At 51.1% G+C, this 19,815-nt stretch carries 17 protein-coding genes; 11 read left to right on the top strand and 6 right to left on the bottom strand.

Going from position 1 to position 19,815, the window contains the following annotated elements; genetic code table 11:
- Window positions 1-53: 53 nt before the first annotated feature.
- Both AWQ21_RS00310 and AWQ21_RS00305 read right to left on the bottom strand, forming a co-directional pair.
- Window positions 54-3,053 (bottom strand): UPF0182 family protein, encoded by a 3,000-nt coding sequence (locus AWQ21_RS00310; protein ID WP_065715135.1) that lies wholly within the window; start codon window positions 3,051-3,053, stop codon window positions 54-56.
- 43 nt (window positions 3,054-3,096) lie between these two features.
- Window positions 3,097-3,588 carry a hypothetical protein gene (locus AWQ21_RS00305; RefSeq protein ID WP_065712823.1) on the bottom strand — a complete coding sequence of 164 codons (492 nt, stop codon included), beginning with the start codon at window positions 3,586-3,588 and terminating at the stop codon, window positions 3,097-3,099.
- An 88-nt stretch (window positions 3,589-3,676) separates the two neighbouring features.
- On the opposite strand from AWQ21_RS00305, the gene rnc reads away from it, so the two are divergent.
- On the top strand, window positions 3,677-4,402 hold the full coding sequence (gene rnc, locus AWQ21_RS00300; protein ID WP_065715134.1) for a ribonuclease III: 726 nt from the start codon (window positions 3,677-3,679) through the stop codon (window positions 4,400-4,402).
- Between the two features lie 112 nt (window positions 4,403-4,514).
- Here the strand turns inward: rnc and mutT are convergent, their stop codons facing one another.
- Window positions 4,515-4,913 carry an 8-oxo-dGTP diphosphatase MutT gene (gene mutT, locus AWQ21_RS00295; protein ID WP_065712822.1) on the bottom strand — a complete coding sequence of 133 codons (399 nt, stop codon included), beginning with the start codon at window positions 4,911-4,913 and terminating at the stop codon, window positions 4,515-4,517.
- A gap of 149 nt (window positions 4,914-5,062) precedes the next feature.
- On the opposite strand from mutT, the gene AWQ21_RS00290 reads away from it, so the two are divergent.
- The 3 genes from AWQ21_RS00290 (at window position 5,063) to AWQ21_RS00280 (ending at window position 7,380) form a co-directional block, all read left to right on the top strand.
- Entirely contained in the window at window positions 5,063-5,272 is a 210-nt protein-coding gene (locus AWQ21_RS00290) for a hypothetical protein (protein ID WP_065712821.1), read from the top strand.
- A gap of 26 nt (window positions 5,273-5,298) precedes the next feature.
- Window positions 5,299-6,258 carry an acetyl-CoA carboxylase, carboxyltransferase subunit beta gene (accD, locus tag AWQ21_RS00285; protein ID WP_065712820.1) on the top strand — a complete coding sequence of 320 codons (960 nt, stop codon included), beginning with the start codon at window positions 5,299-5,301 and terminating at the stop codon, window positions 6,256-6,258.
- 222 nt (window positions 6,259-6,480) lie between these two features.
- Complete coding sequence (locus AWQ21_RS00280; protein ID WP_232315006.1) at window positions 6,481-7,380, top strand: hypothetical protein; 900 nt, start codon at window positions 6,481-6,483, stop codon at window positions 7,378-7,380.
- Window positions 7,381-7,483: 103 nt separating this feature from the next.
- Here AWQ21_RS00280 and AWQ21_RS00275 read toward each other — a convergent pair.
- Window positions 7,484-8,277, bottom strand: a protein-coding gene (locus AWQ21_RS00275; protein ID WP_315862169.1) for an IS5 family transposase whose coding sequence is annotated in 2 segments (ribosomal slippage) — window positions 7,484-7,984 and window positions 7,987-8,277 — 792 coding nt in all. Because the reading frame shifts where the segments join, the coding sequence is not laid out codon by codon here.
- 106 nt (window positions 8,278-8,383) lie between these two features.
- Here AWQ21_RS00275 and AWQ21_RS00270 point away from each other — a divergent pair.
- From AWQ21_RS00270 to AWQ21_RS00240, 7 genes are all read left to right on the top strand, one after another.
- Complete coding sequence (locus tag AWQ21_RS00270; protein WP_065712818.1) at window positions 8,384-8,623, top strand: FitA-like ribbon-helix-helix domain-containing protein; 240 nt, start codon at window positions 8,384-8,386, stop codon at window positions 8,621-8,623.
- Between the two features lie 6 nt (window positions 8,624-8,629).
- Window positions 8,630-9,049 (top strand): type II toxin-antitoxin system VapC family toxin, encoded by a 420-nt coding sequence (locus AWQ21_RS00265; protein ID WP_065712817.1) that lies wholly within the window; start codon window positions 8,630-8,632, stop codon window positions 9,047-9,049.
- Window positions 9,046-9,738, top strand: a complete 693-nt coding sequence (locus tag AWQ21_RS00260; protein ID WP_065712816.1) for a ComF family protein — start codon at window positions 9,046-9,048, stop codon at window positions 9,736-9,738. Before AWQ21_RS00265 ends, AWQ21_RS00260 begins: the two co-directional genes overlap by 4 nt.
- 68 nt (window positions 9,739-9,806) lie before the next feature.
- On the top strand, window positions 9,807-10,364 hold the full coding sequence (gene efp, locus AWQ21_RS00255) for an elongation factor P (RefSeq protein ID WP_012305694.1): 558 nt from the start codon (window positions 9,807-9,809) through the stop codon (window positions 10,362-10,364).
- A gap of 84 nt (window positions 10,365-10,448) precedes the next feature.
- Complete coding sequence (gene accB, locus AWQ21_RS00250) at window positions 10,449-10,946, top strand: acetyl-CoA carboxylase biotin carboxyl carrier protein (protein ID WP_065712815.1); 498 nt, start codon at window positions 10,449-10,451, stop codon at window positions 10,944-10,946.
- Between the two features lie 63 nt (window positions 10,947-11,009).
- A complete protein-coding gene (locus AWQ21_RS00245; RefSeq protein WP_065712814.1) occupies window positions 11,010-11,357 on the top strand; it encodes a helix-turn-helix transcriptional regulator in 348 nt (115 codons plus the stop codon).
- A gap of 119 nt (window positions 11,358-11,476) precedes the next feature.
- A complete protein-coding gene (locus tag AWQ21_RS00240; RefSeq protein WP_065712813.1) occupies window positions 11,477-12,130 on the top strand; it encodes a DUF3318 domain-containing protein in 654 nt (217 codons plus the stop codon).
- 12 nt (window positions 12,131-12,142) lie between these two features.
- Here AWQ21_RS00240 and AWQ21_RS00235 read toward each other — a convergent pair whose 3' ends face one another.
- Both AWQ21_RS00235 and AWQ21_RS00230 read right to left on the bottom strand, forming a co-directional pair.
- Window positions 12,143-15,277, bottom strand: coding sequence for a hybrid sensor histidine kinase/response regulator (locus AWQ21_RS00235; protein ID WP_065712812.1), 3,135 nt, complete (start codon window positions 15,275-15,277; stop codon window positions 12,143-12,145).
- A gap of 122 nt (window positions 15,278-15,399) precedes the next feature.
- A complete protein-coding gene (locus AWQ21_RS00230) occupies window positions 15,400-19,800 on the bottom strand; it encodes a GAF domain-containing protein (protein ID WP_065712811.1) in 4,401 nt (1,466 codons plus the stop codon).
- Window positions 19,801-19,815 lie beyond the last annotated feature (15 nt).

The following is a 19,815-nucleotide window of genomic DNA, read 5'->3' as shown; positions in this document are numbered from 1 at the left end:
GAGAAAGGCGATCGCTCACAAATTTTGATAAACACGCTGTTTCCCTGGTGAATTTAAGTGGGGGACACAATTTCTCCCGTTTCCAGATCCCGGAAAATCGTATCCGGTTCAGGCGACTCTAGCTCTGGGCGAAAAATCGTATTCAGAGCTGTTTCTAGGGTGCGGGACATCACGATTTGGTTGTTATAGACCACGATCACCCGGGCCAAGGTTGGGACACTATTTTCATCGGCCTCTAGATAGAGGGGTTCCACATACAACAGTGATTGCTCAATGGGAATCACCAATAAATTCCCCTGCACTGCCCGGGAGCCTTCGCGATCCCAAAGGGAAATTTGCTGGGAAATAACTGGATCCTGTTGAATCAGCGCTTCAATTTGATCTGGACCATAGATCAACTTCTGTTTTGGGAACTGATACAGCAACAGCTTGCCGTAATGTTCCCCGTCAGCACGTCCCGCTAACCAGGCAATGAGGTTGGGCCGACTGGTGGGGGTGTAGGGATGGAGCAGAATAAATTCCTCTGAGGTAGCCGTGGGCAGCCGCATAATCAGATAGTAGGGGGCGATCGCCTGGGGTTCATTTCCATAAACTTCCTGGGGAATGTCCCACTGGTCTTCGCGATTATAGAAAACCTGGGGATCCTGCATGTGGTAGCTCAGGAGGCGTTCGGACTGCACATTAAAAAAATCAGTGGGATAGCGCAGGTGGTCTTTTAAGTTGTCGGGCAGTGCAGCAAAGGAGCGGAACAGTTCTGGAAAGGCCCTTTCCCAGGTTTGGATCATCGGGTCTGCCGCATCGGCGATGTAAAAACGCACTGTGCCATTGTAGGCATTAATCACCACCTTGACGGAGTTGCGGATGTAGTTGAAAGGATGTTCCCCCGGATCGGCGTAGGGATAATGGTCACTGGTGGTGTAGGCATCCAAAATCCAGTAGAGGTAATTTTTTTCACCAAGGCGGTTGGTCTCGCCAATGTCTGCTGATACGAGGTAAGGATCGCGATCAAAGCGCAAGAATGGGGCGATCGCCCGCACCCGTTGATTAATATTGCGTCGCATCAACAAGCGGGTATCACCGGTGAGATCATTGGATAGCAAAATTCGCCAATCCCGGAGATACTGCGCAAAAAACAAACGTTTCAAAGGATTCCCGAAGGCAATGCCTCCCGTGCCGTCATAGGTGTTGTAGCGGTTATCTTCCCCACTGGGATAGTCCAGCTCCTGCTCCTTCGTATCCGTCATCACGTAGTTATTGGTCAGCTCACCATAATAAATACGCGGTTGACCGATGGGAATCGCTTCCCGCACTCCGGGAGTTAAGGTCGTTAAATTGCCATCTGCCGCCGTTTCCCCCACACCGATATCTTGCACATAATACTGGGGCAAGCCTGTTTCTTCGGCTCGATTCACGGGGCTAACGGTGAAGCCATAGCCATGGGTATAGATGAGGTGCTTGTTAACCCAAGTTTTTGCCTGATCAGGTACTGCTTCGTAATCGAGTTCCCGGGGGGCAATAATCACCTGTTGTTGAGTAGAATCCTGGTCTGGTTCGAGGCGGAGGGTATAGCGGTCAATGTCCGCGTCGGGAAAACGGTAATACAGACGAATTTGCTGGAGTTGGCGGTTCGTTTGCAAGATCGGACGACTATCCCAAAGGCGGATATTGTTGATCGTGAGGGGATTATTGCTAATGTCAGCGGCGGTCAGTTCCCCCTCTGGATTAAACACCCGTGATTCGATGGCATCTAGCCCAAAGGCCCTGCGGGTTGAGGCGATGCTGTATTCCAAATAGGGACGCTCCCGGGCCAATTCGTTCGGTTGCACGATGAGGCGCTGGGTTCCAATGGAGAGAATGGCACCGATCGCCATCACGCCAATATACAAAATAATGCCCTTTAAGACCTGGGGCTGTTGGCGACGGATGGAAACGGTACGGCGGTAGGGATAATGCCAGAATTGCCCCAAACACCAGACGGCGATCGCCAAGGCCAAAACGGTGAGGAGAATTTCTACACGTTGATCGATGTTGATATTGGTGTAGCTCACCCCGTAAACCACCCCCAGCTTGGAGTAGAGCAGTTCATAGCGTACTAACCAATGGCGTCCGGCCACGGCGAGAAAAAGGAGGCCTGTCAAGAGATTGAGATGTCGCAACTGGGCCGGACTAAACCCCGGAAACTGCCCCTGGGAAAAACTATCGCCAGACAGCAGATAGTACAGGGTGACACTCACCAAACCATAGAGAAATAAACCCTCAAACCAAAAATCGAGGATTTGCCACAGGGGCAGGGTAAAAACATAGAAGCCGGCATCGTGGTTATAGATCGGATCGATTTGGCCAAAGGGCACCCCAAACCAGCCCTGGAACACCCGCACCCAATTATTCGCGAGGATCGTCCCGAAGCAGAGACTTAAAACCACGGCGATCGCCCGCAAAGAAAACCACCGTCGCCAGAGAATCCCCCCCAGCACCACCGCAGCTAACCCCAAACGCCAAATTTGCTGTTGGGTAAATTGCCAAAGACTATGTAATGACTTAAACGCCAGGGGATCGGGTAAGGCGGGAGTAATGAGAGGTAGGCTCATGTCTCGCTGTCCCATTTCCCACACCACCGAGCCGTAATGGAACAAAATCAGGACAATCAGCAAGCTGAACCCAGCCATTAACAGCAACAGCCCCCGAAAGTTGATCGCCGGCGATTCGGGAATTTTCGTGTGATAGGGAATTGGCTCTAGAAAAAATTTCTGCCACCACCGCAGTGGGGCACGGGGCACATTGGTTTGGCGATCGCCCCCCGATTGATCCGGGATTAGCTGCCATTCCTGGCGATCAACCACCCGGTAATTAACCCAAAGGAACACAAAGGAGCCACAAAAACCGAGACTCCACAGGCCGATGCGTAGGGCAACCTGCTTAAAAAAAACAGAACGGTATCCCAGCTCGGCAAACCAAAATTGTTCTACGAGGAAGCGGGAGACTAATTCAAATAGACCCCAGCCGGCGGCGATCGCACAGCATAGATAGATGATTAGTGACCATTTTTTATCCATGGTGCCGATTGTATCGACTTGCTGGCCCAAAAATCACGCGCGATTAATAATTCCGGAAAATTGGTCGGCCGCACTTTTGTAAGATGCCTGGAGGAATTGGTTTACCGCTGGCAAGGCGTTGCTGTTGGCCGGGGGGGAGGCAGCGGCGATCCACGTCGTAAAAGTAATGGCCTTGGGAATTTTGGGAACGGGAACCATTGAGCAGCAGATCGACGAGGATTTCTTGGATTGTGAGGCGATCGCCCGTTTGCCCCCAAAACAGCGAAAAAAGCTGATTTCGGAAAGCATCATCCCCCCGTAACTGGATAAAGCGGTTGTCCGGAATGCTTTGATATTGATTGCGAATATCAGCCAGGATAGCTTGCCAGGTTTGGCGGCCAGGCATCCCCTGATTAGACCCCAAAGATTGCTGCACGCTTGTCGGTTTGGGTTGGCGATCTGGTTTGGCGATCGCCCCATGGGAGGGAAACAAGCCCCCCGCCACCAAGGCTGATCCCAGGGTGAACTGAATGATCCGTTGCCCAAAAAAGCCCATAATTCTCCGCTAATGTTGCCTCAAATTGTTATGGTGTAGAGGATAGACGAAAATTACCAAACAAAGTTCCCTGTTTTTGCCATTGAGTATCTCCATGGTTCCTCCCCAACGTCAAAAAAGCCTCCGTCGCCTCATGGATCGCCTCGGCCTCCCCGATGACCATGGTATACGTTGGGATTTACTGGATCTGGCCCTCACCCACCCCAGCATTTCCCCCGACAAGAATTATGAACAGTTAGAATTTATCGGCGATGCGGTGGTGCGTCTGGCCGCTTCTGAAGTGCTCTACGCCGAATATCCCGACGAACCCGTGGGGGAATTTGCCGCCATCCGGTCAATCCTGGTGAGCGATCGCACCCTGGCAGAATTTGCCCACCGCTACAACCTCAAAAAATATTTGGCTTATCACGGCCATTATCACGGTGCTGGGGAAATTTCCCTGTTGGCCGATGCCTTTGAGGCGATGTTGGGGGCATTATTTCTCACCACTAACGATTTAAGCCTGGTGCACCCTTGGCTCGACGAACATCTCCGCCACAAAGCCGCTGAGATCAAACAAGATCCCGCCCGGGAAAATTATAAAGATGCCCTGCAAACCTGGAGCCAAGGGGAATACCAAAAACTCCCCACCTACCAAGTGACCGAAAATCCAGAATTTCGCCACGAAGAAGAGCGATTTTTGGCCGAAGTGAAGCTAGGAGACACCTTGCTCGGGAAAGGGGTAGGCCGTTCTAAAAAAGCCGCCGAACAAGCCGCTGCCCGCATGGCCTTTGAGGCGATCGCCCCCCTCGAAAATTTCAGCCCCCAACCATAGAAAAGCGCCCGGAGATCTTGCCTGAGTTGCGATCCCCCGACGCCCTTCTATTTTCCTCACACCCAAACTAGCGTCCTAGACGCTTGATTCAGATTCGAGGTTCCACCATGATTTAGCTACTTTGGATTGCCTCGATGATCGATTGATTGGCCTCCGGGAACTGGTATTGCCCTAGTTCATTGGGGTTGACCCACAGAATCTCCGCACATTCAATAGGTTTAGGGTCGCCGGCCAGGACGCTGCACCAATGCACATGGAGCGAAACTTTGAATTTCGGGTAATCATGTTCGATCAAAATAAGGCGATCGCCCACTTCGACTTGGAGATTAATTTCTTCTTGGATTTCCCGCGCAATACAGGCTTCTACGGTTTCCCCTGGTTCAATCTTCCCCCCAGGAAATTCCCACAGGCCCGCCATTTCCCCTTTGTCTAAACGGCGATCAATTAAAATTTTTCCCTGGCGATCGCGAATAACGGCGACACCGATCTGCTTATGGGGCAAAGACGACATTTTTTAGCTCCACACACGATAAACCCGATCATTATAGAAGATGGTTCCGGCTGAATCTGACCAACGCCATCGTAGATCTTTGCCCAAATAAACCCCTTAAAATTATCCTTGTGCTAAAAGCCCCTCAACCCTTTGTCTTTTTCTAAACTGTGACTTGGATTACAATTAAAACCACAAAAGCCCGTTGGGAAGCTGAAATGATGGGACAGATCCTAGAAGCCCACAGCATCCCCAATCGTGTTTTAGATATTGGACTGGGCATTTATTTTGGGCAGGGTAGTCAAGCTGCTCTCCAGGTGCGATCGCCTGATCAATGGACCGCCTTACTGCTGCTCAGTCCCCCCGAAAATGACCCCTAAACCCTTGTGTTTCGCCCTAACCGCCTATGTCTCTTTTTGATTGGTTTGCCGCAAATCGCCAAAATTCTGAAACCCAGCTCCAGCCCCAACAGGAGCGAGAGATTGCCGATGGCCTCTGGACGAAATGCAAATCCTGCGATGCCCTAACCTACACCAAAGACCTCCGCAACAATCAAATGGTCTGTAAAGAGTGTGGCTTCCATAACCGAGTCGGCAGTCGGGAACGGGTACGCCAACTCATTGACGAAGGCACCTGGACAGAAATTGGTCAGAATGTCGCGCCGACCGACCCCCTGAAATTCCGTGACAAAAAAGCCTATAGCGATCGCCTCAAAGATTACCAAGAAAAAACCAGCCTCACTGATGCTGTAATCACTGGCACAGGACTTATTGACGGTCTGCCCCTGGCCCTCGCCGTGATGGACTTTGGCTTTATGGGGGGCAGTATGGGATCTGTTGTCGGTGAAAAAATTTGCCGCCTCGTAGAACATGGCACCGCCGAAGGTTTACCCGTGGTAGTCGTCTGCGCTTCTGGTGGGGCGAGAATGCAAGAGGGAATGCTTAGTCTGATGCAGATGGCGAAAATCTCTGGTGCCCTCGAACGTCACCGCACCAAAAAATTACTCTACATCCCCGTCCTCACCAATCCCACCACCGGGGGCGTCACTGCTAGCTTTGCGATGTTGGGAGATTTAATCATCGCCGAACCTAAAGCAACCATCGGTTTTGCGGGACGCCGCGTCATTGAACAGACATTACGAGAAAAACTCCCTGACGATTTTCAAACCTCTGAATATCTACTCCAACACGGATTTGTAGATGCGATTGTGCCCCGCACCGAATTGAAAAAGACCCTCGCCCAGATGATCAGTCTGCATCAGCCCTTTCACCCCATTTTGCCGGAGCTACAATTAGACCCCCACGTGGAAAAAGAAAAAGTTTACGAGCCCATTGCATCAACTTCGACCAACGACTTTTATAAGTAAGGAAATTGATGGGAAAAAGTACATTGGAGTGATTAGCCTAGACAATGGTACCCTTTAGGGATTTTGTTGCTAAATGTACTGTTATTACTGGCATTTATGTTAACTTTGGTTAAACATCTCTTTGCCTCAGCCCGAACAATGTAGTGATCAGGCGTCGCGAAGAGACATTTTTCTTTAGGCAATCAATTTAGGTTGAGCGGGAGTCGGGATATGGAAAATGTCATGAATCAGACTTGGCAAAAGACAGCACTCAGCTGGGAATATCACAAGGCAGCCAATCCACGTTTAGCAGATGTGCCTATTCGCGCATTTCCGGCCAGTCTCCATGAATCCGGTGAAACACGGATCATCCCCCTCGACCTGGCGGTGGAACTAGGAACAAAATACCCTGCCACGACCCCAAATTTATTGGCAAATTATATTCGAATTAATGCTGGGGAACAGATTCAGGCGATCGCCGCTTCCAGTTCCGAAGTTTTTTATGTGATGCGCGGCGCTGGGCGCACTGAAACCGAATATGGCACCCTGGAATGGAAAAAAGGGGATTCTTTTACCCTGCCGATGAATGCGGGCGTTACCCACTATGCCGACGCAGACAGTGCTTTATATTGGGTTCACGACGCCCCAATGTTGGCTTATCTCGGCGTTCGACCCACTGCCCCCCGCTTTGAACCGGCTTTCTACGCCAGCGAATATCTCAACAATGAAATTGAGCGCATTCGGGAAGAAGGCATCCGTCGCAACCTCAACCGCAATGGCGTGATTCTCGGCAATCCTGAGAGCGAAGCCACCCGCACCGCCACCCACACCATGTGGTCTTTGTATAATCTGGTGCCGCCCCACTCCTCCCAAAAGCCCCACCGCCACAATTCCATTGCTTTAGATTTAGCGGTTTCTGCGAAGGAAAATACCTATACCCTCATCGGTAAATCCCTCGATAATGACGGCAACATTATCAACCCTGTCAAGGTGATGTGGCAGCCCAATAGCGTGTTTGTGACGCCGCCAGGCCTTTGGCATTCCCACCATAATGAGTCGGATGAAGATGCATTTGTGTTTCCGGTGCAGGATGCAGGGATGCAAATTTATATGCGTACCCTCGATATCCAATTCGCCAAGTAATGAAAAACACTCGTTAGTGCAGATCACTCCTTCTATCTGAGGGAGTTTTTTTATGACACATTACAATCGAAGTTAGAGGATGTCTGAGAAAATATTGTAAAGATTACGCCAAGCGCCTCAGAAGGATGCGAATGGATGCTAGATATATCCACGCTTCCGCACTCCTCGTATTACATTCATAGTCTCGACTCAAACGGCGGCACCAGTAAAACCAGCCAAAGGTTCTCTCCACTACCCATCGCCTTGGTAATGCTGTGAATCCTTTGCACTCCTCCGGACGTAATACTTTCTCCAATATCCAGCCAAACTTGTCCATTACCCAGCGCACAAGACTTTCTCCGTGATACCCCCCATCCACATACAACAGGTAAAAACACTCTAGATTCAGTCCCATCCTTTGGATTCGTGCCAACAATAGCTTTAATCCTTGACCTTCCGCGGTGTTGGCGGCAGTTACCACTACGGCCATCAAAATGCCCAAGCTATCCACCATGATGTGTCGTTTGCGACCTTTAACTTTCTTATTTCCATCAACTCCAACATCCTGATGAATCATTGTTGCTGTATCCACCGATTGAGAATCCACCACCCCATAGCTCGGTGAGGAGGGTGGTCATGACCTGTGGTGCGTTCCCACTGATGGAGAGTTTGGTTAATACGTTCGAGGGTGCCATCGTCACGCCATTGGCGGAAGTAGTGATAGACGGTTTGCCATTTGGGGAAATCATGGGGCAGTAAGCGCCAGGCGATACCACCCATGAGGATATAGAGGAGAGCATTAACGACTTGACGCAGGTCAGTGGAGCGGGGACGACCACCCGATTTAGCTGAGGGAAGTAGGGGTTTAAGGAGAGACCATTGGTCATCGGTGAGGTCTGTCGGATAGGATGTAGACATGATTTTTGAGATTAGAGATTTATGTACTTCTACAGGCTAAATCTCTATTTTTTTATCCGCCATACCCTTCTCAGACATCCTCTTAGACAATTACGCCTAAAAAAATATGGCCAGCATCTCAATTCACGATTTAGATCGGCATCTCAGCGAGCGTTTACAAGCACGCGCCCAGAAACATGGACGCACCCTCGAAGCAGAAATTATTGATATATTGCAAAAAGCTTTAGTTGCAGAGGAATCACCACAAAATTTAGCGGAGGCGATCGCCCAACATTTTCAAGAATTCGATGAATTTGAAATCCCCTTACCCCCTCGGGAAAAAATTCGTGATGTTTTTCTAGCTTGAAGCACGGTGATTATTTTAGATACAAATGTTCTCTCTGAACTAATGAAGCCCCAAGGCTCCCATCTGGTGAAAACATGGATTGCCAAAAAAAACCGTGCAGAACTTTTTATTACGGCGATCACTCAAGCAGAAATTCTTTATGGTATTGCTACTTTGCCAGGGGGACAGCGACGGGAGCAGCTCACTCAAGCGGCTCGGAAGATGTTTCAAATGGAGTTTCGCCATAAGATCCTCTCTTTTGATGATGAGGCCGCCATTGCTTTTGCAGATATTTCATCGGCGCGGCGAAGACAAGGAAGACCAATATCTCAATTTGATGCTCAGATTGCAGCGATTTGTTTGATCAACCAAGGTATTATCGCGACTCGCAATATTGACGATTTTCATCATTGTGGAATTGATGTTGTTAATCCTTGGCAATCATGAAACTTTTTCAAGATTTCCTCTCCCTATTTCTTCAGGATAAATGTCCCCTCTGCGATCGCCCTGGAGAAAATATCGTCTGTCGGGACTGCGATCGCCAATTGCAAAAAACAAAACTCATCAATCCCAAACGCCACTGGCAAGGCGATCTGCCGCTATTTGTCTGGGGCCAGTACGACGGCATCCTCAAACGGGCGATCGCCACCATGAAGTACAACAAATCCCCCCAACTGGGGCGGTGGCTCGGTGCTCAATTGGGTTTGCAATGGCGAAAATCCTTTCCCGGCCCGCAAACATTAACTGTCATCCCCATTCCAATGCATCCCGATAAGCAAAAACAACGGGGTTTTAACCAAGCCGAGATTATCGCCCGCCAATTTGCCCAAGTCACCGGCTTACGCCACGAAGCCCAGCTGCTGCAACGCACAAAAGCGACCCAAGCCCTCTTTGAACTGACGGTACCCCAACGGCAACGGGAACTCCAGCAAGCTTTTTCCCTCAATCCCAAGGCATTTTCCCAAGGGTTTCGACAGCCCATTTTACTGATCGACGACATCTACACAACGGGAACAACAGCCACCGAAGCCCAACAAACCCTGAGGAAGGCGGGGCTAAAAGTCTATGGCATGGCGGCGATCGCCACTCCGAAAACTGGAAAAAATCCGCCCCCCGAAGGCAGTCGAGGAATTTAGCTGGAAATTTCCCTATCAACGGTAGAATATGGTTTGATTATGCAAGCCCGTAATGTTGCTAAAGCTCCATGATTTCAAGTAATGACTTTCGTACTGGTACATCCATCGAATTAGACGGTTCAGTGTGGCGCGTCGTCGAATTTCTCCACGTTAAACCCGGTAAAGGTTCCGCCTTCGTCCGGACAAAACTAAAAAATGCCCAAACGGGAAGTGTCGTTGAAAAAACGTTCCGCGCTGGTGAAACTGTTCCCCAAGCGATCCTCGACAAACGCACGATGCAACATACCTATAAAGAGGGCGAGCAGTTTGTCTTTATGGATATGGAGACCTACGAGGAAGTCCGCCTCACCGAAGCACAAATTGGCGATCGCGTTAAATACCTCATGGAAGAAATGGAAGTCAATGTCCTCTTCTGGAACAGCCAAGTCATTGACGTTGAACTCCCCAATACCGTTGTCCTCGAAGTCACCGAAACAGATCCTGGGGTCAAGGGAGATACGGCCACAGGGGGCACCAAGCCCGCCATCGTTTCCACAGGGGCCCAGGTCAATGTGCCTCTCTTTATTTCGATTGGTGAGCGCATCAAGATCGACACCCGCACCGATACCTATCTCGGTCGCGAATAGAGCACCAAAGCTTTTTGGGAGATCTGCACTAATCTTGATCTGGATCTCCCCCTACCCATGCAGTTGTGAGGAATAACCTGTTCTGTGGCTATTAATTTACAAGAAATCCAAGAACTTCTATCCACCATCGGCCAAACCAATGTCACTGAGTTTGAACTCAAAACCGATGATTTTGAACTCCGTGTGAGCAAAGGTACCGTTGTGGCGGCTCCCCAGATGATGGTGATGCCTGAGGCGATCGCCCAACCAGCGACGTCCACTCCCGTTGTTTCTCAACCGACTGCAACCCCAGAAACACCTCCCGCTGAGACCCCAGCTCCCAGTGCAAGCATTGATGATAAGTGGGTGCCGATTACCTCCCCCATGGTGGGAACGTTCTACCGTGCGCCGGCCCCTGGTGAAGATCCCTTTGTGGCCGTCGGCGATCGCGTTGGCAATGGCCAAACCGTTTGCATCATTGAAGCGATGAAATTAATGAATGAGATTGATGCAGAAGTCAGCGGTGAAGTTGTTAAAATTGCCGTTGAAGACGGTGAGCCCATTGAATTTGGTCAAACGCTCATGTGGGTCAACCCAACCTAAGCGCTCCAATAATCAATTGATACAATAGTCTTAAACTATCTATTCTTTTTTCTGAGAAAACCAATGCCTGACGACCATCAGATGCCCCCAGAAGTGCTCCAACAGGTAGCTTCGTACTTTAGTGTTCTGGGAGAGCCGATGCGATTAAGGATTTTAAGTCTCTTGCAGGACGGAGAACGCTGTGTCCAGGATTTAGTTCAGGCAACGGATACAAGCCAAGCGAATGTATCTAAACACCTCAAGGTGATGCTCCAAGCAGGAATCCTACAGCGGCGGAGTGAAGGGACTTCTGCCTACTATCGGGTCAGCGACGAACTAATCTATGACCTGTGTAATCTGGTTTGTAATCGCTTAGCTGAGCGCATTGAAGAACAGGCGAAGAAATTCCGGAATGCCTCTTTGACTTCCTAGGCGATCGCCTTTTTTGATGCTGTCCAAGGTTAACAAAAGGATTAGGTCACGAAAGTTTACAATTATTTTATAACGAAGCCAGAATTTATCTCCTAGCCCACCTACAGATTGCCGATCCTATGACTTCCTATTCCACTTTTTCTGCCAGAGCCGAAATGAGTGAGCTGCGTCGCCTCAAGACGTTGTTACCCCCTGAGTTGCAAAGTTGGGTGATGGTTGAGGGCACCACAGAGGTCAATCCACCCCTAGTACGCTGCGAAGAATTGGGTAAAGACGAAGTTGAAATCCAAATTGATTTGGCGAAATGGGAAAATCTTGCCATTGACCAGCGCAACCTCTTGTTTTGGCATGAAGTAGCGAAGATCCAGAACGATACAATTCCCCGGGAAGGTTGGGAAATGGCAGCCCTCGCCATTGGTCTTGGGGGTGCTGTGGGTGAGCTTTGGGTGCAAGATGGCCTACTTTTGGTTTTGGCGATCGCCCTTTGTGGTTTTTCGGGCTACCGACTGTGGCAAAAAAATAGCGGTGAAAAACGGATGACTATTGCCATTGATGCCGATGAACAGGCGATCCGCCTCGCCACCCGGTTTGGTTATACCCTGCCGAATGCTTACAAGAGTTTGGGGAGTGCCCTCAAAACCCTGATTGAACAAACCCCCAACCGTCGCAAACGCAAGGATTACGAAACGCGCCTCCAGTTTTTACGCAAGAGTGCCGCTAAGGCGAAGGCCCAGATGGAAGACCAACAGGTGCGCCGTCCGAAAATGAGCTAGTCCCCATAACGGTTAAACGGTGGCGATCGCCGTTGGTTTTGCCTTTGTTTCGGCGATCGCCCCTTGGAGGGTTTCGACCAACTCTTGATCCAAATAAGGCTTTGTTAGATAGCCACTCGCCCCTAACTGCTGGGCCAACTGACGATAACGTTTACTGCCCCGGGACGTCAGCATCAACACCGGCAGTTCTGTTTTCGGGTGTTTTTTGCGACAGCGGCCAAGAAATTCAAAGCCATTCATATTGGGCATTTCCACGTCACAGATGATCCCAACCACTTCAGGGTGAAGCTCCAGTTGATTGAGGCCGTCAGCACCATCTTGAGCCTGGATGACGCGATAACCGGCCTTTTGCAGGGTGGTGGAAAGGGTTTGTCGTGTCGTCAGCGAATCATCAATGGCGAGGACAGTGGGCAAGGTCAATTTCGGCTGGCGGGCCCGGAATTGGGGATCAATGATAGCTGTGTTCTGGTTGTCTTTTTGGCAGACCCGTTCGATGAGGGCGGCACTATCCAGGACGGGCACCAGGCGACCATCCCCTAGAATGGTGCAACCAGAAATATACTGAGGCGAGGCGATCGCCGTCCCAAAGGGTTTAATCACGAGGTCTTGTTCGAGGAGAATTTGATCAACCCGCAAACCAATCACTTCATTGGCCTGGGCCATGACCAAAACCATCTGTTGGCCCACTTGATTCCAAATATTGCTGATATTGCCCTGGGCTAAAGAGCCAATTTGTTGCCGACTGGCAATGGCTGCAGCGGGATAATTAAAGCCACTCAGTAGAGTTTGAACGAGGGGCACTGTTTTCCCTTGCCAGTGGAACTGTTCCTGGTGACCATCCTGTGTGAAATCTGCTTTTTTAGCAGCGGCGATCGCCGACAAACTATTGATGGGCACCGCAAAGAAACTCTCTTGACAACGGAAAATCAACAATTTTGTAATGGTCATACTCCAGGGAAGCCGGAGGGTAAATGTTGTCCCTTGGCCCAGCTCGGAAGTCAAGGTAATATTCCCCTTGAGGGCACGAATTTGTAGTCGTACCGCATCAAGACCCACCCCGCGACCGGACAAATGACTGACTTGTTCTGCTGTCGAAAAACCCGGAACAAAGAGTAATTCATACAGTTGTGACCGAGATAATTCTGTCGCTTCAGTGGCACTGACTAAGCCTTTGCGCACTGCTTTAGTGCGGACTTTCTCGATGTCAATGCCGCGACCGTCGTCTTGGATTTCAAGGTAGGTAGAGTTGCCCCGGTTGTAGGCCTTGATTGTAATGGTGCCCGCCTCCGATTTATTGTGGGCGGCCCGCTCTTCAGGGGAGTCGATGCCATGGTCAAAGGCATTACGGACTAAGTGAACTAGAGGATCATAGAGCTTCGATAAAATGGCGCGATCCACAAGGGTATCTGTTCCTTCTAGGTTCAGGGTGACGGGTTTATTGTCTTTAACGGAGAGATCGCGCACGGTACGGGGAAAACGGTTGAGGAGCTCCCCAATGGGCAACATTCGGGCTTGAATCAGATTATTTTCTAATTGTTTGAGGGTTTGTTGTCGTTGTTTGAGGGCCTGTTGATCCTGCTGGGCGATGAGGGTGGTATCTTCAATGGTTTCACTGAGCTGGGCCATTTCTTCAGCCATTGTTGAGGCGAAAATTACGAATTGTGCCAACTGAGTCCGGGCCTGGGGATTTTTGGCCACCAGTTCTTTGGCATATTCTTGCAATTGAGTAGTAATTTTGTCTAAGCGGCCGTACCAGCGTTTGAGGGAATTAAGGGCGTCGCTACTTTGCTTGTTGCGGAGCAGGGCACTGTTGTCCTGGGTGACTAATTCTCCCACCAAATTGTTGAGGTGATTGAGGCGACCCATGTCGAGGCGCACGCTGAGGTTATTGGTGTCGATGGTGGGGAGAACTGGATTAGGAGGGGGGGCGATCGCCTTTTCTGTGACTGGGGTCTTCTCTGGAACCGGAGCCACATCGGCATTTGGGCGCAAACTTGGTTCTAGTACAGTGGCCTGAGGCGTGCTGGGGGAGGTCTTGTCCTCGGTGGAGACGACATCATCATTCTGGGTGATGGGTTCGCTGGGTTCCGGTTCATCCATGAGTACAAGGCTCGTGAGGTCCACATCGACCTCTGCGAGGACATCATCGGCTTCAAGGATCAGTTCAGCCAGATCCGTGTCACTCAGGACAGGTCGAATTTCGGCTTCTGGTCGGGCATTTTGGGTCAAAAATTGCAGGGCCGCCAGTTCATCGGCATCGAGGGAAAGACCGTTCCCTAAATCTTCGCCATTGTCACCACTCACGCTGTCACTGACTGTCTCCTGGGGGGGGATTTCTGGTTCCTGTGACGGGGGCGCAGTCTGGATTTGGCTAAGTTGGCGGAGGGCGGCGCTGGGTTCTCCCCCCTGGGTGCGATCGCCTTCGAGGACTGCGGCTTGGCCCGCTTGAAAATCAGCAAGGGCGCAACGGGCAATCTCTAGGTATTGTTCGGTATTGGTTTCGAGGGCGGCTTGGGCCACCTGGGCGATCGCCGCAAATCCTTCAAGGTTCAACATATCGCCTAGGGTTGCCAAAACTTCCATTTGGGAAACGAGTTCCCCATGGGGATTTTTCGTTGGCGGTTTTTTGACGTAATTTTCGAGGCGACCAAGGGCCTGGGGAACTTCTTCTTTGAAAATAAACTCGGTAATATCCCCCTCCATTTGCATTTCTGGCAGTTCTGCCGCTTCATCCAGGGCATGGCCTAACTTTTGTTCTAACTGGCTAAAGATCGGCTTCGCCCGCCCCAAAGCTTGGTCGGGGTCATATTCTCCCTGGTGGATTTGCTGATTGATGGGATCTTGGAGGGCGTCATAGGCTTTGAGCAAGAGATTTTCTAGCTCCACATCAAACACGGTATCTTCTTTGTATAAAGCCCGGATTCCGTTTTCTAAATCATGGGCGATCGCTTGGATGGCCATCAAGCCCACACAGGCTGCTCCCCCTTTAATGGAATGGGCTGCCCGCATCAATCCGTGGATTGTTGGTGTTTCGTGGTCTTGGCAGAGGCTCATCAAACCCGTTTCGAGGTGCTGCAAAAGCGCCTGTGATTCCTGGACAAAGAATTCATAGGCTTGATCGTTTGTATCAACTGTTTCCTTGGCCATGATTGGATTGTGATCCCCTACTCAACCGATGTGATGATGAAAGTAAATAATGTTGCGATGCGATATTTCTAGATAGGGTGGGGAAAGGGCGATCGCCTCTCCCCCGTACCCCGACATTCAACTTACTGCACCTTAAAGCGAGACACACTCTGTTGCAGTTCTCCAGCGACTCCCAGAAGCTTGGTGAATGATTCCGCCACCTTCACCGATTGAACAGAGGTTTGATTGGAAACATTGGCCACATCCTGCATCGTTTGGTTCAACTCATTGGAAATATCCACCTGGGTAGATGCCGAATCCGCAATTTTTTCGACGGTTTGGTTGATGCTCATACTGACCTTGGCAAGATCCGTGAGAGCCTGGCGTGTTCCTTTCACCAATTTTGTCCCGATCAAAACCCGCTTCCGGCCCACATCCATGGCTTTGATCACCTCGTTGGTTTCCGCTTGGATTTCTTCGATGATCGCCTCAATCTCCTTGGTGGCGTTGGCCGATTGTTCCGCCAGGGTACGCACTTCATTGGCGACAGCAAAGCCCTGTTCTTCTTCCCCGGCGCGGGTTGCCTCCACAGAAGCATTCAGGGCTAGCAGATTGGTTTGGTTGGCCAGTTCGCGGATCAGGTTCAAGACCCGGGAGATCTTCTGGGAAGAATCCGCCAGATTTTTAACCTTACGGGCCGTTGCGTCAACGGTTTGTTGAATCGCCACAATCCCCTGCACAGTACGGTTCATGGCCATATCCCCTGATTGGAGCGTTTTGTTTGCCAATTGGACTTTGGCTTGGGCTTCCTGGGCGTTGCTGGCGACCTCTTGGATGGATGCAGTCATCTTAAAGAGCTTATCGAGGGCCACATTAACGCTCTCAGCTTGGCGCAACGCTTCCCCAGAGAGGTTTTGGACGAGGGATTCACTCTCTTGGGCGGTGTCCGACACAATGGTGGTCGATTCCTGTACCCGCTGTACCAGCAGTTGGAGATTTTCGAGGGTGGCATTGAAAAAGTCGGCTACGGTGCCCATTTCCCCTTCGGTGACCCCAGCCCGCACGGTCAAATCCCCTTCAAAGGACTCTTCAATTTCTTCGAGGAAGTTTTCAATTTGCCCTTGGAGTTGCTCCCGCTGTTGGCGCTGTTCTTCGGAAACCATCTCCGCTTGACGGCGGGACGTTTCGACTTCTTCGAGGAGGAGCGCTTGGTCGAGGGCATAGCCCAATTGAATCGCCACCTGACGGAAGGATTCTACCAGGGGGGCTTCCCATTCTCTAGTGCTTGCACATTGGTGCGCCCCCAAAAGGCCATAAAGCTTTTGGTTAACCAGAATGGGGACCACCACGTTGGCTTTCACCTGCCATTTACCAAGTTGTTCTTCATGACAGGCGGTGAGGCCAGCTTGGGAAACGTCAGGGGTCACTTGCACCCGGCCTTGGCGGTAGGGTTCAACGTAATCTTCGGGGAAACAGGGGGCATCGCCGGAGGTCATCATATCTTCACTGAGTTTGCGCCAACCGCTTTTAACCGCTTCGTATTTAATCCGGCCATCCCAGTTGTCGTCAAAGCGGTAAACCACGACCCGATCGCACTTCATGAGTTTGAGGGCTTCTTCGACGCCAGTCCGGAAGATTCGTTCTAGGTCGAGGGATTCACGGATCCGGAAACTAATGAGGTTCACTTGGCGTGTCCGGGTGATCGCCTGCTCCTGTTCTCGGCGGAGGAGAGCCTGGTCAAGGGCATACCCCACCTGCTCAGAGAGTTGGCGGATAGTATCAATTTCCGCCTCCGTCCAAGCACGGGTACTGGAACACTGGTGAACAATGAGGAGCCCATAAAGCCGTTGGTTCGCGTTAATTCCCGCCGCCATGTAACCTTTCACACCGTAGGGGGAAAACTCGTTGATATGGCAATCGGCGAAATCGGAATTGAAAATGTCAGTGACTGCGAGAATCTTCCCCTTCATGTAGCCTTTGGACAATTTTTCCGTTACGTGGGGTTCGTCGGTACGAACGCCGAGGGTCGCAGGGTAGCCTTGCTCCACTGACTCAGCCGTGATCAGCCCTTTCCAGGAGGAGTCGAATTCATACACGATCGCCCGGTCTGTGCCCAAAAGGTTCCGCGCTTCTTCCACTGCCACATTGAGGATCGCCTCTACCTCTGAGGCTTCCTGGAGACGGATACGGGTTTCATTTAGGCGCTTAGCCCGTTCCTGTTCTTCCTTCAGAAAAGCTTGCTCTAGCACATAACCAATTTGTTGAGCAATTTGTTTGAGGGTATTGATCTCCGTGTCATTCCATTGACGAGGGCCAGAACATTGGTGGACGATCAGCAGACCATAGAGTTTTTGATTTGCCACAATGCCAATGGCCATGTAGCCCTTCACCGCATGGGATTCAAATTCTTTGATGTGGCAATCGATAAAGTCAGCTTCGTAGATGTTGTCATAGGCAGTGACTTTTCCACGGATATAGGCTTTGGCAAATTTTTCGGTGACTCGGGGTTCATTGGTCTTAAGACCCAGGATCGATTCAAAGCCAGGCACCACGGATTCAGCATTGATCAACCCACGCCAGTTGCGGTCAAAGCGATAAACGATCGCCCGGTCTGCCCCGAGGATTTCTCTGGTTTCTTCAACGGCGGCGGCGAGGATCTCCTTAACTTCGAGGGATTCCTGGAGACGGGCACTGATATCACTGAGGCGCTGGGCCCGCTCGGCGGTCATTTGCCGCTGTTCAATGAGACTGATCCGCTCCAGGGCAAAGTTAACCTGGTTGCTGATTTGTCGCATCAAGTTGCTGTCTACGTCCTGCCATTGCCGTGAACCTTGACAACTGTGAACTACCATCAAACCAAAGAGATTTCGTTCAATGGTGATGGGGGCAATCATCATCGCCCGCACCTGGGCGGTGTCAAGGGCTTCTAGTTGGGAGTTGCTCAAACCGATATCGCTGAGGCGATTGAGTACGGTGAGTTTGCCCCGTTGGGCTTGCTTTACATAGCGTTCGTCAAGGCCGCAGTCCTGGAGGGTTTTCCCCATGAGGCTTCTCCACCGAGGATCTGCAGATTCGGCGATCGCCATTGTTTTTTGTTGGCCATCGACCCGGAAAATGAGGACTCGGTCAGCCTGGAGAGCTTCGCGGGCATCGTCCACTACCGTTTCAAGGATCTCTGCGGTGTCGTTAAAACTGCCGAGGCGGGACGACAATTCATTAAGAATTTGGGCCTGGAGGGCGGCGGTTTCTTGTTGTTGGAGGGCAAAGGCTTGATCTAAGGCCGTGCTGACTTGGGTGGCTGCCTGGCGCAAAATCTCTAGCTCACTATCGGCCCAGCGGCGGGGCAGCGAGCATTGGTGCACCATCAAAAAACCCACGAGCTTTTGGCGGGCGATAATTGGGGCGATCGCACTAGCGCGAATGCCTTTGGCTTTGAGGTGATTGAGCACTGTTTCATCGAGGTCGACATCGTAGGTGTCCTCAATGGCATTCACCTGGCCCCGGAGATAAGCATCTTGGTGGCTGGCCTCTAGCCAGGGAAGATTAAGCTCCAGACCCATAATTGCCGGAAACGGCCGTTCTACGGCCTCGGCAATCACTTGACCCCCAAGGGCATTTTCACCAAGGTGATAGACCACCGTGCGATCGCCCCGGAGGGCAGTTTGGACTTCCTGAACCACCGCCGCAAAAATATCCGCTGGCGTGAGGGACTCCCGGATCCGCGCACTAATTTGGTTTAACCATTGGGCCTGTTCCGCCGCCGCCCGCTGTTGATCTAACAATTGTGCTTGGTCGAGGGCGTAGCCTACTTGTACTGCTAACTGCCGGAAAAATTCGATCTCCGACTCTGACCATTCCCTGGCGATCTCACATTGGTGGGCTACTAATAACCCATACAAATCGCCCCCCAAAAGCAATGGTGCCGTTAAGCTCGCCTGTACTTCCAATTGTTGCCATTGATCCAGTTGGGTACCGTCCGCCGTCGTCCCATGGCCGAGATTGTTAAAGGCTTCAACTCGACCCTGTTGAAAGAGCCGAATGGCATGGTCTGACAAACCTACCAGGGAATAGGGCATCCCCAAAGCACTGGGCCACCGCCGTTCAACGGACTCGTACATGACCTTGCCGAGCCAATCTGGGTCATCAAACAAATACACCACCACCCGATCCACATCCAGGGCATTGCGCGCATCCGAGACCGTTGCATTGAGAATATATTCAAAACTTAAGGACTCGCGAATGTGGGAAGTCATCGCGTTGAGAAGTTCAGCCCGCTCCACCGCCGCCCGTTCCGTGGCCAGTAGAGACTGGAGTTCTTCCGTCATCATGTCGATGTTAGAACGGAGATTACTGAGTTCACTAACGAGGGTGCCCGCCTTCGAGGTGAGGGTAGAATGCTTCCCGTTGGTGTCGGCGTTGGTGGCCTGAACCGGCACAATGGTTACTGTTTCTTCAATGGGCCGTTCTTTGCGGTCATGGCTAAGGGATTGGGGATTGAGATGGTTGTCCTGGGAGCTGTTGGGGCGAAAGGGAGCTTGAGTCATGGCAGTTTCAGGGAA

The organism is Picosynechococcus sp. PCC 7003, from assembly GCF_001693255.1.
GTDB lineage: Bacteria > Cyanobacteriota > Cyanobacteriia > Cyanobacteriales > MRBY01 > MRBY01.
This window is presented reverse-complemented; position numbering and strand designations above follow the sequence as displayed.